Origin of the sequence: Mesorhizobium caraganae, assembly GCF_016836705.1 — a bacterium.
Taxonomy (GTDB): domain Bacteria; phylum Pseudomonadota; class Alphaproteobacteria; order Rhizobiales; family Rhizobiaceae; genus Mesorhizobium; species Mesorhizobium caraganae.
On sequence record NZ_JAFCGY010000032.1, the window covers coordinates 1 to 14,299 of the forward strand.

Below are 14,299 nucleotides of genomic sequence, written 5' to 3' on the forward strand. Positions count from 1 at the left end.
GTGACCAGGCTGGCGAACAGCCGGCCGCCAGAGGGCGCATCGCTGGATCTTCGAGACGTCGTCGCCGATCGTACGGCGTTGCTGGCGCGGCACGGGGCGCGACCGGCAATCGCCTTGGAGGAGAGTCGTCCGGAGGCGGCTTCAAGCTCGAAACCGAAACGTCGGAGTCGAAAGAAGCTCCATGAAGAGCTTCCCGAATCGGTGAGTGAAACCATGGCGACGGGGTTTGGGCTGTCGCGCGAGGAGTGCGAACGCGTTGGCATACGCACCGGCGGATCCCGTGCTTTGAAGTCCTTTGTGGACAATGCGGAGGCGCTGGCGAACCTCGAGTTCGGTGGCCAGAAGCTCGGCAAGGACAATATCCTCAAAATCCTTCGTACCAAGGGCGCCGCCCAAGCGGTGCAGACCCTGCCGGCCAATGCGGAGGCGCTGGCGAACCTCGAGTTCGGCGGCCGGAAGCTCAGCAAGGACGATATCGTCAAGATCCTGGGCAATGATGGTGCCACCCAGGCGGTGCAGACCCTGCTGGACAAGGCGGAGGCGCTGGCGGAGCTGGAGTTCGGCGGCCAGAAGCTGGGCAAGGACGATATCGTCCAGATCCTGAGCAATGATGGTGCCGCCCAGGCGGTGCAGACCCTGCTGGACAAGGCGGAGGCGCTGGCGAAGCTGGAGTTCGGCGGCCAGAAGCTCAGCAAGGATGATATCGTCAGAATCCTGGGCAAGGCTGGCGCCGCCCAGGCGGTGCAGACCCTGCTGGACAAGGCAGAGGCGCTGGCGGAGCTGGAGTTCGGCAGCCAGAAGCTCAGCAAGGACGATATCGTCAAGATCTTGGGCAATCAGGGTGCCACCCAGGCGGTGCAGACCCTGCTGGACAAGGCGGAGGCGCTGGCGGAGCTGGAGTTCGGCGGCCAGAAGCTCAGCAAGGACGATATCGTCCAGATCCTGGGCAATGATGGTGCCACCCAGGCGGTGCAGACCCTGCTGGACAAGGCGGAGGCGCTGGCGAAGCTGGAGTTCGGCGGCCAGAAGCTCAGCAAGGACGATATCGTCAAGATCCTGGGCAATGTGGGCGCGGCGCAGGCGGTGCAGACCCTGCTGGACAAGGCGGAGGCGCTGGCGAAGCTGGAGTTCAGCCGCCAGAAGCTCAGCAAGGACGATATCGTCGAAATTCTGAGCAAGGCGTGCGCAGCGCAAGCGGTGCACGCGCTGCTGGAGAGCCCTGGCAAATTAAAGAATATGTCTAAATCGGAAGTTTTGGCAGCGGCGAGCAAACAACGAGGCTCTGTTGCCGCAATTAGAAAGCTTAAGTAATGACACTATGAAACATAATATTTCATACTCAACTAGTAAGGAACTATAAAATAGGCATCTCCCGATCACTTCTAATCTAGAGCAGACTCGACTTACTCCGGTCATGGCCGGCTGCCTCGAAATAGGGCCTGCATTCCTAGGCTGTGAAAGCTGCGAGGCAGTTGGCCACGACCGACCAGAGTTCATCGATGGTTCGCCATCCCCCACATCCAACCGTCGAAAGCCACCTAACCTTCGCGCTCAAGTACGAGGGGCTCGACCTTGCCGTCCTCAAGCGGCTGTTCCAGGTGACCGGTCCCGCACCGATCGAGGCGTTGGTCCGTGAACGCCCGACCGGCAGTTATGCCCGCCGCATCTGGTTTCTATATGAATGGCTGACGGGCGCGCGTATCGATCTCCCCGACGCGGATGCCGGACGCTACGTTCCGGTTGTCGATCCCGAGCTGCAGTGGTCCGGACCCGAGAAGACCGCTTCGCGCTACCGCATAAGGGACAATCTCCCCGGCACGCCTGAGTTCTGCCCCTCTGGTGTTTCGCACCAAGACTCTCGAAAAATTCATCGGCCTTGAACTGCCGCGGCGCGCGGAGGCAATCGTAGCGGACGTCCCGCGCGACCTCCTTGCTCGGACCGCCGCCTTTCTTTTGCTCAAAGCCTCGCGATCAAGCTACGCGATCGAGGGCGAGCGCCCGCCGCAAGACCGAATCCAACGCTGGGGCCGCGCCATCGGCGAAGCCGGCCGCCAACCGATCGATGGCGATGAGCTGCTGCGCCTGCAAAGAATTGTACTCGGCGATGCCCGTTTCGTGAGACTTGGCTTCCGAAAGGAAGGAGGCTTCGTCGGCCAGCATGACCGAGACAACCGCATGCCCCTGCCCGATCACATCGCCGCTCGGCCTGAGGACCTGCCGCGCCTCATCGATGGGATGGTGGCCTTCGATCAAGGCCCCGCGCAAAACCTTGATGCAGTCATCGCCGCCGCAATCCTCGCCTTCGGCTATGTCTACATCCACCCGTTCGAGGACGGAAACGGCCGCATTCACCGCTACCTAATCCACCATGTCCTTGCCATGCACGGCTTCAATCCGCCGGTTCCCGTCTCGGCCGCGATCCTAGACCAGATCGACGAGTACAGGCGCGTGCTCGAGAGCTATTCAAAGCGCCTTCTGCCATTGGTCGAATGGGAACCGACGCCGCAATTCAACGTCCGGGTGCTGAATGACACCGGGGATTTCTACCGATTCTTCGATGCAACCCCGCACGCCGAATTCTCTATGCCTGCGTTCAGCGGACGATCGAACGAGACCTTCCCGACGAAACCGCTTTTGTGCAGCGCTACGATCAATTCCGGCAACAGGTGGATGCCTTTATCGACATGCCCGAGCGGCTGACCGATCTGCTCTTCGGTTTCCTTCACCAGAATGGTGGCCACCTTTCGAACCGCGCCAGCGAAAAGGAATTCGCCGCGCTGACCAATGACGAGGCAGGGCGGATCGAGGCGATCTACGCGCAAACCTTTGGTGCCGATTGAAGGCGTGATCATCATAAGGATCGATCTTTAGTCCGACGGTTTGGCGATCCCCTTATCCCTGCCTGGTCTCCCGGGCGTGCGCCCGACACACGTGCTACATCTGGGTCGTGATCACCGGCGCGATAGGACAACGGGACAAACATGCTGGACATTGAGCAAGAGTCGGCGAAGCGGATCATCGACGCGCTGGCTGTCGCCATCGACGGCGAGAAATCGTCAGCGATGAGCTTCGATCCTTATCCATACGAGAACCTCGCCGACTATGGCAATTGGGGGCGGGACAACAATGACTCGAAGAACGACACGCCACGCACCCGTGCGCTGTTCATGTCTTACCTCGTGTTTTCCGGCGGCCGCATCCCATTGCGGGGCATCGAGATGCATGGGACTTCGTTTCGTCCTGATAAGGGGGTGGCTGGCGCCTTGATGAAGAAGGGCTAACCGTCGATTAAAGCGCCAGTGAGTTCCTGGTCACACGAGAAGGCTGGCAATTTGTCGCCGAGACGCTCGAGGGATTCGGCAAATAACATGTCGAGAGCATCGGTGAGTCCGCCGGACGGGTGAGTAGAGGATTTGCTGACGGCATATTTAGACGTTTTCCGAAGAAACCAGTTCGCGACATTCGGCAACAAGCGGAAAGCGGCCTGGTCAAGATCGACGAGTTGATGAACCGGTCCCTGAACGGAGCCGTGAATCCTCGCCCCTTCTTTCCGATGCAGTTCTTCCTGCGCGCTCGTTCGGCATACTGCGCCGCCGGCGTTGGCGCACCGATCCGACTGAGGCGCATGAGCGATCATGAATGTCCTTGGTCTAAGGCGCCGGCGTCGCCGACCTCACCGCGCCCTACGAGCTCGCCATACGCGGTGCGGCAGTGACCGTTGCGGAGATAATGCCTAGACTTGGTGGCAATGGGTCGCCGGCGCATGTTGGCGCCGTGGTGCGCGCGTGAAAGCGCCGAGCAGCCGGTGCTGGATCTTGGACGTGACGCCGCCGACTGGTGTGATGCGGCAACGCCCGGCCAGGTGACGCGAACCGGGCGTGGCCGCGCCGCGCCGCGTGGCCGCGCCGCGCCGGGTGATCTTGAGCAAATGATCATCGACAAATCGCGCTCCTATGCGGCAAAGCGCCAGGTGGTGCCGCAAGTCGAGCATCGCTCGCACAAGGGGGCTTAACAATCGCGCCGAGAACTCGCATGTGCTGCTGCAAAAACAGAACGGGCCAACGGCTTCCGATCCAGAGGCGATTTACAACGGTTCGTGTCGATCTTCCCAGCTTTGCGAAAATCACTTTGTCCGGATCTGATTGGCAAGTTGGTGCCCGGGATCATGACCAGCTTCGCCACGACCTGGGCGTGGCCCTCCGCCCTAACGATGACGCTTACGGCCGAGGCCATGCTCCAAGAGCCGCATGCCCGACCTCGCTCGTGACTATTATGTCGGCGTCAGTGGGGCATCTCGCCTGATGTACCGAGACGGTGCCGCCGCATGATGTCTCAATCTCGAGGTTTCATAGCAAACAAAAGCTGTCGCCATTGAACGAAATTGTCGCGTATCGAACAGACGAACCACATCCTAAACGTTTGCTTTTCGTGCTCAGTTGACCTCAAAGCCAAAAAGAATGAAGCGCGACCAAAGTGCGCCGGCCAACTTGGGTGTCAGCGCGCAGCTACGTCTTCAGGATGGCACGTCACTTGCGCAGTCAACTTTGGAAGCCGTTCTGACGGTCTACCCAGAACTAGCGGAGATGACCATGGCGATTGGCTCAGAAGTGCTGAATTCCCCCGGGGCAACCGAATACTTTAGCTGAAGAGCTGCGTCGAGGCGCAGCGAGCCGAGGCGAAAGAGCTGCAGTATGTTGCGATTTTTTGAGCCTAACTCAGGCCAGTTCTCTAGCGCTCCAGGTCATGTACGAAGTCTACAATTCACCTAATCGTACAAATGCGCAGTACTGCAGAAACCAATCTTCGCTCAGAAACAAATGGGACAGATACCAAAAATCTTACTTTAGCTTCGTCAACTTTGTTCTTGAACAATTCTCGTTCTTTGACGTCATTTCCTCCATTTTCAAGCTTTGAACGGAGATCAAGAATGAACATCACGAGCATTCTGCTCGGCTCAGCTGCGGCCCTGATCGCAGTTTCCGGTGCTCGCGCCGCCGACGTGGTGACGGCCGCCGAGCCGGAACCGACCGAATATGTCAAGATCTGCGACGTCTACGGTTCGGGCTATTTCTATATTCGTGGCACCGAGAGCTGCGTGCGTATCGGCGGCTATGTCCGTTACGACATCGGCCTCGGCGATGTCAGATCGTATGACGGCGCAAGAACCTCGGATGTGAGGACAGGCGAGGATCAGGGCACATGGCGAAACAACACGCGCTTCACGTTGAAAACTTGGACAGGCCAGGAGACCGAACTCGGCACTTTGAAAACCTATACCGAAACCGGCATGAACTTCGGCAACCGCAACGCTTACTCGGGTCTGGACAGTCCTCAGAACTATGCCTTCAACAGTGGCATCAAGTTGACTTTCGCCTGGCTTCAGCTTGGTGGCCTCCGAGTTGGTAAGGACTGGTCGGCCTTCGACACGTTTATTGGCTACCCTGGCAACGTCCTCAATCAGATGGCTGTTCCGTACGGCGACTTCGATACCAATGTGGTTCAGTACTACTTTGACGCCGATAACGGCTTTTCGGCTTTGGTTTCACTCGAAGAGGGCTCGGGCGTGGTCGGCACTATCAACAGCTATGTTCCGCACGTCGTGGGCGGCGTGAAATACACCCAAGGCTGGGGCGCGATCACCGGTGTTGTCGCTTATGATAGCAACTACGAATCGGTGGCCGGCAAGGTCCGCGTCGACGTCGATGTCACCAACGAACTGTCGCTATTCGGAATGTTCGGCTACGGCTCCAACGGCAAGCTCAACGATGACTCGACCAACGCAATCGACGCTCATGGTCGTGGCTTCTACAAAATTTGGGGCGGCAACTGGGCTTTCTGGGCCGGCGCCACTTACAAGTTCAACGAGACAACTTCGTTCAACCTTCAGGTCTCGGGTGATCAGCTCAAGAACTATGGTCTGGCTACAAACGTCGCCTATACGGTCGTCCCAGGTTTCACGGTTATAGTCGAAGTCTACTATGACCACTATGGCAACTTCGGCGTCGGCATGGTCGGCCCTTCCAACGCAAACTGGACTGACGCTGACAAAAAGAACAGCGTCGGCGGCATCCTCCGTTTCCAAAGCGCATTCTAGCTAATGAATGAAAAGTTGAATCTCGGCGTCCGATTGAACGGACCAATCCCGCAACACTCTAAGAGAAATAGGATGGAATCGAAGCGAGATTGGAAGCCTAGACCTCAGGCCGGACGATGTTCATCGCTCGGCCGCTCACAGTCGGGCACTCGTGAGCTTGCTTCGATCGTGCAAGGAAGTCTCAAGGTCGCCGTCGGCTCTGAGACAATGACATTGCACGCGGGCGAAGCCGCTGGTCGCCACCGATCAGCCGCACTCCTATGCTCGCGCGGACGATCAGGTCGTTTCGTTTCGATGGCCGTGCTCGAGCGCGGAAGGATCCCTGGCCCGTCCAGCATGATCGGCACCGGGTTGCTACTGCTCAGACAAAACACCGCCCTGTTGCGCCCAGCCGCCTTGACGCGATGGCCGTTCACACCGCCGATCCAGGCAATGGTCGCGTGGTGACCGTCGATCACGGTGACTATTGCGCAGTCGCGCGACAGCGGCGCCAGCAGGCGCTCGACGTGACCCATCGCGCCGGTCGTTCCGCGCTGACGGGCAGATTCGACAGCCTGCGTTGAGACGGGTCAGCCGAGGTAATTGCCAAGCAGGCTGACGCCATTCAGCATGCGGCCGGGCTGTCGGTCCCGGACGCGCCATTCGCTATCTGAAGGCGCTTCCTTAAGCCGGTAGCGGCATCTCAGCAATACGCCTTCCTGAGACGGCGACCCGGCCGGGTACAGCGTCCTAATAGGAGCCTACGGGCTCGCTGTGCCCTTGCCTCGTACGTTGTCCGCCACTGGCCAGCATCATCGCATTACTGAACGGTAGCAGACCGCTTCGCGCTCCGCATAACGGACAATCTCCCCGGCACGCCTGAGTTCTGCCCTCTGGTGTTTCGCACCAGGACTCTCGAAAAATTCATCGGCCTTGAACTGCCGCGGCGCGCGGAGGCAATCGTAGCGGACGTCCCGCGCGACCTCCTTGCTCGGACCGCCGCCTTTCTTTTGCTCAAAGCCTCGCGATCAAGCTACGCGATCGAGGGCGAGCGCCCGCCGCAAGACCGAATCCAACGCTGGGGCCGCGCCATCGGCGAAGCCGGCCGCCAACCGATCGATGGCGATGAGCTGCTGAGTCCTCGGCGATGCCCGTTTCGTGAGACTTGGCTTGCGAAAGGAAGGAGGCTTCGTCGGCCAGCATGACCGAGACAACCGCATGCCCCTGCCCGATCACATCAGCGCTCGGCCTGAGGACTCATCGATGGGATGGTGGCCTTCGATCAAGGCCCCGCGCAAAACCTTGATGCAATCATCGCCGCCGCAATCCTCGCCTTCGGCTTTGTCTATATCCACCCGTTCGAGGACGGAAACGGCCGCATTCACCGCTACCTAATCCACCATGTCCTTGCCCTGCACGTTTCAATCCGCCGGGAGTGGTGTTTCCCGTCTCGGCCGCGATCCTAGACCAGATCGACGAGTACAGGCGCGTGCTCGAGAGCTATTCGCAGCGCCTTCTGCCATTGATCGAATGGAAACCGACGCCGCAATTCAACGTCCGGGTGCTGAATGACACCGGGGATTTCTACCGATTCTCGATGCAGCCCCGCACGCCGAATTCCTCTATGCCTGCGTTCAGCGGACGATCGAACGGGATCTTCCCGACGAAACCGCTTTTGTGCAGCGCTACGATTAATTCCGGCAACAGGTGGATGCCTTTATCGACATGCCCGAGCGGCTGACCGATCTGCTCTTCGGTTTCCTTCACCAGAATGGTGGCCACCTTTCGAACCGCGCCAGCGAAAAGGAATTCGCCGCGCTGACCAATGACGAGGCAGGGCGGATCGAGGCGATCTACGCGCAAACCTTTGGTGCCGATTGAAGGCGTGATCATCATAAGGATCGATCTTTAGTCCGACGGTTTGGCGATCCCCTCATCCCTGCCTCGTGTCCCGGGCGTGCGCCCGACACATGCGAGCTTTCCTCCCAGGTCTGACGGGCCGCAGATCGTCGCCGCGGCCCAAGGCGCCCGAAGCCGCTTGACAAAGCGGCGACGGCCCGCTCAATTCGAGGCATTCACCAAGGGGAGTCCCGGCAAGGGGCTGAGATACTGCTGGCTTTCGCGGCGCAGTGACCCGTTGAACCTGATCCAGTTCATACTGGCGTAGGGACGGTGCAAGCGCTTTGCGGGAGTTCACGCCCGAAGTCCTGTTTCGAACAGGCCGGCCAAAGCGTCTTTTCATCCTTCCGGCACAGAACTGGGTCTCCAATGCATGAGCAAAGGAGCCTCACGATGAATGCCCTCACCCCCGCCGTGTCGACGGGACCACTGCCCGCCTCGCGGAAAATCCACAAGCCCGGCGTCCTCCACCCGCACATCAAGGTGCCAATGCGCGAAATCGCCGTCCATCCGACGGCTGGCGAACCGCCCGTCACCGTCTACGATCCGTCGGGGCCCTATACAGACCCGACTGTCGAAACCAGCATCGAAAAGGGTCTCGCACGGCGTCGGCACGAATGGATTACGGCGCGCGGCGACGTCGAAGCCTATGACGGCCGCCATGTCCGGCCGGAAGACAACGGATTCGCGGCGGGCGAGCGCCTGACGCCGGAGTTTCCCGTTCGCAACCGCCCGCTCAGAGCCAAGGCCGGCAAGGCGGTGACCCAGCTTGCCTATGCGCGCGCCGGCATCATCACGCCCGAAATGGAGTTCGTCGCCATCCGCGAGAACCTTGGACGGGCGATTCTGCATGGCAAGCTCGAGCGCGATGGCGAAGCCTTCGGCGCGGCGATCCCCGATTTCGTCACACCCGAATTCGTGCGCGACGAGGTGGCACGCGGGCGGGCGATCATTCCCGCCAACATCAATCATCCCGAGAGCGAGCCGATGATCATCGGCCGCAATTTCCTGGTGAAGATCAACGCCAATATCGGCAATTCGGCAGTCACCTCTTCGATGGCCGAGGAAGTGGAAAAGATGGTGTGGGCGATCCGCTGGGGCGCCGACACGGTGATGGATCTGTCGACGGGACGCAACATCCACAACATCCGCGAATGGATCGTGCGCAATGCGCCAGTGCCGATCGGCACGGTGCCGCTTTACCAGGCGCTCGAGAAGGTCGGCGGCATCGCCGAGGACCTGACCTGGGAGGTCTACCGCGACACGCTGATCGAACAGGCCGAACAGGGCGTCGACTATTTCACCATCCATGCCGGCGTGCGGCTGCACTACATCCCGCTGACCGTTGACCGCGTCACGGGTATCGTTTCTCGCGGCGGCTCGATCATGGCCAAATGGTGCCTGCATCATCACCGGGAGAGCTTCCTCTACGAGCATTTCGCGGAGATCTGCGACATCTGCCGCGCCTATGATGTGTCCTTTTCGCTCGGCGACGGCCTTCGTCCCGGCTCGATTGCCGATGCCAACGACGCGGCGCAATTTGCCGAGCTGGAAACGCTCGGCGAGCTGACGCAGATCGCCTGGGCGAAGGATTGCCAGGTGATGATCGAGGGGCCCGGCCACGTGCCGATGCACAAGATCAAGCAGAACATGGACAAGCAGCTCGCCGTCTGCGGCGAAGCGCCGTTCTATACGCTTGGACCGCTGACGACCGACATCGCGCCGGGTTACGATCACATCACCTCAGGTATTGGTGCTGCCATGATCGGCTGGTTCGGCACGGCCATGCTCTGCTACGTCACGCCCAAGGAGCATCTCGGCCTGCCCGACCGCAATGACGTCAAGACCGGCGTGATCACCTATAAGATCGCCGCCCATGCCGCCGATCTCGCCAAGGGCCATCCGGCGGCGAAAGTCAGGGATGATGCCCTTTCCCGCGCGCGCTTCGAGTTCCGCTGGGAAGACCAGTTCAACCTGTCGCTCGATCCCGAAACGGCGCGATCCTTCCACGACCAGACCTTGCCCAAGGAGGCACACAAGCTGGCGCATTTCTGCTCGATGTGCGGGCCGAAATTCTGCTCCATGCGTATCTCCCACGACATCCGCGCCGAGGCACAGAAAGAAGGCATGGCGGCGATGGCGGCGAAATACCGCGAGGGCGGCGATCTCTACCTGCCGGTAGACGAGACCGGCGTACGGGTCATGCCAGAGGCGCCGGAACCGTCATGAGGGTGCTGGTCAAAGGGGCCGGTGTTGCCGGCCTCACCGCCGCCTTCGAACTCGCCGCCCGCGGCGCGACGGTCACAGTCGCCGAGACCCGGCATGGCATCGGTGGCAACGCATCGTGGTTCGCCGGCGGCATGCTGGCGCCATGGTGCGAGCGTGAAAGCGCCGAGCAGCCTGTGCTGGATCTCGGATGCGACGCTGCCGACTGGTGGGATGCGGTGCTGCCCGGTCAGGTGACGCGGGCCGGAACACTGGTCGTGGCCGCGCCGCGCGATACTGGCGAACTCGACCGGTTCGCAAGTCGCACGTCGGGGCATCGGCGTGTCGATGAAGACGAAATTGCGCTCCTGGAACCCGACCTCGCCGGCCGCTTCAGGCGCGGACTGTTGTTCCCCGATGAGGCTCATCTCGACCCCCGGCACGCGATGGCGGCACTTCATGACAGGCTCGCTGCCATGGGTGTCGAATTCCGCTTCGGCGCCGATGCCCGGCACATTTCCGGTTTCGATCGCCGGATCGACTGCACGGGGATGGCGGCAGAAGACGACGGCCTGCGCGGCGTTCGCGGCGAGATGCTGATCCTACGCACGCCGGACATTTCGCTGTCGCGCCCAGTCCGGCTGCTTCATCCGCGCTTTCCGGTCTACATAGTGCCGCGCAACGACCACTGTTTCATGGTTGGCGCGACGATGATCGAGAGCCAGTCCACAGGGCCGGTCACGGCGCGTTCAATGATGGAGCTTTTGGGCGCGGCCTATGCTCTCCATCCGGCATTCGGCGAAGCTGGCATCATTGAGACAGGCGCAGGTGCTCGTCCGGCCTTTCCCGACAACCTGCCGCGCGTCGAAACGAGCGGAGACAGCGTCGCGATCAATGGGCTCTATCGCCACGGTTTTCTCCTCGCCCCCGCCATGGCGCGCCAGGCTGCCGACCTGGTTTTCAGTCAAGACAGAAACAAGGAGCTTGCTCGTGAAACTGATGGTCAACGGCGAAGCGCATGAAGTTGCCGCCATTACGCTGGCCGAATTGCTTGCCGCGCTCGACTATGAGGGCGATTGGCTGGCAACGGCCGTCAACAGCGATCTCGTGCACAAAGCCAACCGGGCGGAGTTCCAGTTGAGCGACGGCGACCGGATCGAAATCCTTTCACCCATGCAGGGAGGCTAGCATGTTCGACCTTCTCGGGACGAGGCTTGCCTCCAGGCTGCTTCTCGGCACGGCTCAATATCCTTCGCCTGCCATCCTTGCCGATGCGGTCAAGGCGTCAGGCACGTCGGTGGTGACGGTCTCGTTGCGCCGTGAAATGGCCGGCGGCAAGGCCGGCGAAAAATTCTGGGCGCTGATCAGCGCGCTTGGCACGAAAATCCTGCCCAACACTGCTGGCTGTCACTCCGTCAAGGAAGCGGTCACGACCGCAAAAATGGCGCGCGAAGTCTTCGGCACGAGCTGGATCAAGCTCGAAGTGATCGGCAATCACGATACGCTGCAGCCGGACGTGTTCGGCCTGGTCGAAGCTGCACGCGTCCTGTGCGAAGACGGCTTTGCAGTACTCCCCTATACCACCGACGACCTTGTCGTCGCCGAGCGGCTGCTTGGGGCAGGCTGCAAGGTCCTGATGCCGTGGTGCGCGCCGATTGGCTCCGCCCTCGGGCCGGTCAACATCACGGCGTTGCGCGCGATGCGCAGGCATTTCCCTGACGTTCCACTGATTGTGGATGCAGGCCTCGGGCGACCGTCGCATGCAGCAACCGTCATGGAGCTCGGCTTTGACGCCGTGCTCCTGAACACGGCGGTCGCCAAGGCGGCCGACCCCATCGGCATGGCGCGCGCATTTGGCAAAGCGGTCGAGGCCGGTCGTGAAGCCTTCAGCTCGGGAATGCTCGAACCGCGCGACGTTGCCGTGCCATCGACACCGACGATCGGCAGGGCAGTTTTTTCATGAAGCTCGATCCCTTCTACCTGATCGTCGACAGCGCTGCCTGGATCGAGCGGCTGGTGCCGCTTGGCCTCAAGCTGGTGCAACTCCGCATCAAGACCATGCATGAAGCCGGGTTGCGCACCGAAATCCGGAAAGCGAAGGCCTTGTGTGCTCGACACCGGTGCCAGCTCATCGTCAACGACCACTGGCGCCTGGCAATCGAGGAAGGCTGCGACTTCGTGCATCTCGGCCAGGAGGATTTGCGGACCGCCGACCTCGCGCGGATACGGGCAGCCGGCGTGGGGCTCGGACTGAGCACCCATGATCATCTCGAACTGGAAACGGCCAAGGCCGCCGAGCCAGACTACATCGCGCTCGGCCCCATCTACCCGACCATCCTGAAGAAGATGAAATGGGCTCCGCAAGGCGTCGAACGGATCAGCGCGTGGAAGCGCCGGGTCGCGCCGATCCCATTGGTCGCCATAGGCGGCCTCAACCCTGACCGGCTCGACGGAGTCTTCGCGGCTGGTGCGGACAGCGCGGCGGTGGTCACCGACATCACATTGAATGCCGATCCCGAAGCGCGCGCGCGGAAATGGATCGAAAAGACGGACCAATGGCGCTGAGGCGGGAACCGCATGTGCTTGTTGTCGGTGGATCGGACTCCAGCGGTGGTGCCGGAATTGCGCGCGACATCGAGACGATCTCTTCCATTGGCGTGCGCACCTGCCTTGCTGTCACCGCGCTGACGGTGCAGACGCACGAAGCCGTCATGGAAATTCATCATTCGCAATCTCGTCTGGTGGCCAATCAAATGTGCGCGGCGCTGCAGGCCAACGAGGTGACGGCCATCAAGATCGGCATGCTGGCGACTGCCGAGATCATCGTTGCCGTTGCGGCGGTGCTGCGTGAAAATCCGCACGTGCCGGCGATACTGGACCCGGTGCTGGCGTCGACGTCAGGCCGGTCTCTCCTGGAAGCCGGCGCCATCGCCGTCATGAAGCGTGATCTGCTGCCGCTTTGCCGCCTGGTCACACCCAACCTCATCGAACTGGCGCTCCTGGTTGGCTCGGAACTGGCGGTCGATGAGGACAGCGCAGTCAGGCAAGGCCGGGAATTGCTGGAAGCCGGCGCGCGGGCTCTGCTTATCAAGGGTGGCCATGCATCGGGACCCCGGTCGACCGATATCCTGTTGCGCTCCGATCACGAACCAGTCCGCTTCGACGCACCGCGCCTTGCTACATCAATGCGCGGGACGGGATGCATGCTGGCCAGTGCGATTGCGGCGCATTTGGCAAAGGCAAGCCCGCTTGAAGACAGCGTGCGTGACGCCAAACTGTTTGTGTTCGAGAAGCTCTCGAAGCATGCAGTCACATGACAGCGAGTGACGATCGATAGAGCTGGACTAGCGACGACGCTTCTCCAACGAAAGCGAGTTCGAACGCTTTGCAAGAACTGGTCGTTTTCTTTTTTCGCGGTCCGCTAAAAAGTCTTCAGCCTAAACATGACTATTGTGGTTCGCCTGTCGTATTTCCGAACGCCATTGCACGGTAGAGTAACCGAACCTCATCGCTTGCGTGTCACGGAAGGCCAGGAGGCCATTGTACAAGCCGAGGCACCACAAGACGGCGCAGACCGTCACGCTCTTCAAAGAAAAATATTCTCCAGGGGGATCGTCATCATCGATCCGGCGGTCGGGAGGCCCGCCCGGCTGAAAGAGGGCGATGGCTATGATATGGTCAGGGACGGGATGGCATGGTTTGCGTCAGGCACCTGCACGGATCACCTCTCAAAAATGGCAGGCCGGTACCGGCATCGAGACGCCGTCGCGAGATTTTCGCGGCCGTGGTGGCTTCGCCGTCTGTTGTCCGCAGGGCGAAGTGCGCAGCAGATGAGAACGTGCGGGGGCTCAAAATGCGCCTGAACCGCATGCGACGAGAACACGATCTTCGATGCTGTCTAACGAGCATCAACGGGATATTGCGAACAACGAAATCATAGTGAGACACGACGTAGCGGTCGGGCATTTTGATCACCGGCGACAAAGTAGGTGATTTGAATCACCGGTCTCGACAACGGCGGCGTCCACCGGGATGATCCGGTCGAACTGTTTCTCCAGGGCCGCGATTGCCTTGATTGCCGAGGCCCGGTCCGGGTCGCGCCGCTTAGCGTATGATCCGCCA

Annotated in this window: 16 protein-coding genes, 2 pseudogenes and 1 riboswitch; of the genes and pseudogenes, 15 read left to right on the plus strand and 3 right to left on the minus strand. The window is 60.8% G+C overall.

The genetic code is table 11. From position 1 onward, the window contains the following. The 5 genes from JQK88_RS29900 to JQK88_RS29910 form a co-directional block, all read left to right on the plus strand. On the plus strand, positions 1-1,311 hold a 1,311-nt coding region (locus JQK88_RS29900; RefSeq protein WP_203280327.1), incomplete at its 5' end, for a hypothetical protein. A 161-nt stretch (positions 1,312-1,472) separates the two neighbouring features. Then, entirely contained in the window at positions 1,473-1,880 is a 408-nt protein-coding gene (locus JQK88_RS37250; RefSeq protein ID WP_312037352.1) for a hypothetical protein, read from the plus strand. Beyond that, on the plus strand, positions 1,840-2,700 hold the full coding sequence (locus tag JQK88_RS29905; protein ID WP_312037353.1) for a Fic family protein: 861 nt from the start codon (positions 1,840-1,842) through the stop codon (positions 2,698-2,700). Before JQK88_RS37250 ends, JQK88_RS29905 begins: the two co-directional genes overlap by 41 nt. Then, positions 2,685-2,840, plus strand: a complete 156-nt coding sequence (locus JQK88_RS37255; protein WP_312037354.1) for a hypothetical protein — start codon at positions 2,685-2,687, stop codon at positions 2,838-2,840. The genes JQK88_RS29905 and JQK88_RS37255 overlap by 16 nt, the downstream gene beginning before the upstream one ends. 141 nt (positions 2,841-2,981) lie before the next feature. Further along, on the plus strand, positions 2,982-3,281 hold the full coding sequence (locus tag JQK88_RS29910) for a hypothetical protein (RefSeq protein WP_192247443.1): 300 nt from the start codon (positions 2,982-2,984) through the stop codon (positions 3,279-3,281). Here JQK88_RS29910 and JQK88_RS29915 read toward each other — a convergent pair. Next, positions 3,278-3,637 (minus strand): hypothetical protein, encoded by a 360-nt coding sequence (locus JQK88_RS29915; protein ID WP_192247440.1) that lies wholly within the window; start codon positions 3,635-3,637, stop codon positions 3,278-3,280. The two genes, JQK88_RS29910 and JQK88_RS29915, sit on opposite strands and share 4 nt — an antisense overlap. Positions 3,638-3,937: 300 nt before the next feature. On the opposite strand from JQK88_RS29915, the pseudogene JQK88_RS36550 reads away from it, so the two are divergent. From JQK88_RS36550 to JQK88_RS37265, 4 genes and pseudogenes are all read left to right on the plus strand, one after another. After that, positions 3,938-4,135 (plus strand): annotated as a pseudogene (locus JQK88_RS36550) (DDE-type integrase/transposase/recombinase); the annotation flags it as partial. 792 nt (positions 4,136-4,927) lie between these two features. Next, entirely contained in the window at positions 4,928-6,094 is a 1,167-nt protein-coding gene (locus tag JQK88_RS29925; RefSeq protein WP_203280328.1) for a porin, read from the plus strand. Positions 6,095-6,498: 404 nt separating this feature from the next. Continuing rightward, the gene (locus JQK88_RS29930) at positions 6,499-6,657 is read left to right on the plus strand and encodes a hypothetical protein (protein ID WP_192247434.1); all 159 of its coding nucleotides are present in this window, start codon (positions 6,499-6,501) and stop codon (positions 6,655-6,657) included. Between the two features lie 684 nt (positions 6,658-7,341). Beyond that, complete coding sequence (locus JQK88_RS37265) at positions 7,342-7,539, plus strand: Fic family protein (protein ID WP_312037355.1); 198 nt, start codon at positions 7,342-7,344, stop codon at positions 7,537-7,539. A gap of 118 nt (positions 7,540-7,657) precedes the next feature. Here the strand turns inward: JQK88_RS37265 and JQK88_RS37270 are convergent, their stop codons facing one another. Beyond that, complete coding sequence (locus JQK88_RS37270) at positions 7,658-7,966, minus strand: hypothetical protein (protein ID WP_312037356.1); 309 nt, start codon at positions 7,964-7,966, stop codon at positions 7,658-7,660. Positions 7,967-8,144: 178 nt separating this feature from the next. Further along, positions 8,145-8,260, plus strand: a riboswitch (TPP riboswitch). Between the two features lie 105 nt (positions 8,261-8,365). Here JQK88_RS37270 and thiC point away from each other — a divergent pair. The 6 genes from thiC to thiD are packed head-to-tail and all read left to right on the plus strand — an operon-like array spanning position 8,366 to position 13,494. After that, positions 8,366-10,201 carry a phosphomethylpyrimidine synthase ThiC gene (thiC, locus tag JQK88_RS29940; protein ID WP_203280329.1) on the plus strand — a complete coding sequence of 612 codons (1,836 nt, stop codon included), beginning with the start codon at positions 8,366-8,368 and terminating at the stop codon, positions 10,199-10,201. Beyond that, positions 10,198-11,199, plus strand: a complete 1,002-nt coding sequence (gene thiO, locus JQK88_RS29945) for a glycine oxidase ThiO (RefSeq protein ID WP_203280330.1) — start codon at positions 10,198-10,200, stop codon at positions 11,197-11,199. Before thiC ends, thiO begins: the two co-directional genes overlap by 4 nt. Next, positions 11,168-11,365, plus strand: a complete 198-nt coding sequence (gene thiS, locus JQK88_RS29950) for a sulfur carrier protein ThiS (protein ID WP_203280331.1) — start codon at positions 11,168-11,170, stop codon at positions 11,363-11,365. Before thiO ends, thiS begins: the two co-directional genes overlap by 32 nt. Position 11,366: 1 nt before the next feature. Beyond that, entirely contained in the window at positions 11,367-12,140 is a 774-nt protein-coding gene (locus tag JQK88_RS29955) for a thiazole synthase (RefSeq protein ID WP_203280332.1), read from the plus strand. Then, entirely contained in the window at positions 12,137-12,742 is a 606-nt protein-coding gene (locus tag JQK88_RS29960) for a thiamine phosphate synthase (protein WP_203280333.1), read from the plus strand. Before JQK88_RS29955 ends, JQK88_RS29960 begins: the two co-directional genes overlap by 4 nt. Continuing rightward, positions 12,733-13,494 carry a bifunctional hydroxymethylpyrimidine kinase/phosphomethylpyrimidine kinase gene (thiD, locus tag JQK88_RS29965; protein WP_203280334.1) on the plus strand — a complete coding sequence of 254 codons (762 nt, stop codon included), beginning with the start codon at positions 12,733-12,735 and terminating at the stop codon, positions 13,492-13,494. Before JQK88_RS29960 ends, thiD begins: the two co-directional genes overlap by 10 nt. 595 nt (positions 13,495-14,089) lie before the next feature. Here the strand turns inward: thiD and JQK88_RS36555 are convergent. Continuing rightward, positions 14,090-14,195: pseudogene (locus tag JQK88_RS36555) on the minus strand (phospholipid N-methyltransferase PmtA); the annotation flags it as partial. Positions 14,196-14,299: the final 104 nt, after the last annotated feature.